This is a genomic window from Halomonas terrestris, from assembly GCF_049166755.1.
In the GTDB taxonomy this organism is placed as follows: Bacteria; Pseudomonadota; Gammaproteobacteria; order Pseudomonadales; family Halomonadaceae; genus Halomonas.
The window spans coordinates 1-518 of sequence record NZ_JBMHFZ010000062.1; the positions used below are offsets into that span (position 1 = coordinate 1).

1 protein-coding gene and 1 pseudogene are annotated in these 518 nt (G+C 67.8%); one reads left to right on the plus strand and one right to left on the minus strand.

Annotated features, from left to right (window positions below; all coding sequences use genetic code 11):
* Nucleotides 1-211, minus strand: a pseudogene (locus tag ACOMD9_RS21115) (biotin synthase BioB); the annotation flags it as partial.
* Between the two features lie 91 nt (nt 212-302).
* Between ACOMD9_RS21115 and ACOMD9_RS21120 the strand changes: the two are divergent.
* Nucleotides 303-518: double zinc ribbon domain-containing protein (locus ACOMD9_RS21120; protein WP_421417985.1), on the plus strand; the 216-nt coding region annotated here is incomplete at its 3' end.

Below are 518 nucleotides of genomic sequence, written 5' to 3' on the forward strand. Positions count from 1 at the left end.
TGATGGAGAGCAGGGTGGAGACCTGCACGGCGTTGGGGTCGAAGTGGGCGCGATGCACCCGCTGGGCGCGGAACAGCAGGTCGTTGAAGGGCAGGGCGAAGAGCGCCTCGATCTCGTCGAGGGTCCAGTCGTGGCGGATCGCCGGCAGGCTGGCTAGGGTCTGGGTATCGGTGCGGCCATCGGCGCAAGGGTCGTGCGGCAGGGAGGACATGGCGGGCTCGCTTATGGTCAACTTTGTTGGAATAATCAGGTTGACGGACAGCTTACGGACTCGACGAGGCTTGTCAACCGCATGGATTGAGTTGGTTGACGGTGCGCTGCGTCGGGCCCTGCCGGGACGCTGTGCCTTCTGCCTGGCCCCCGGCAGTGACGGCAAGCCCTGGTGCGAGGCCTGTTTCGCGGGATTGCCCTGGAACCTGCCGGCCTGCCCGTGCTGCGGCGAACCCCAGTCGGGGCAGCTGGTCGGGCGCCGTTGCGGGGCCTGCCTTCGGCTGCCGCCTGCCTTCGCCAGGACGTGG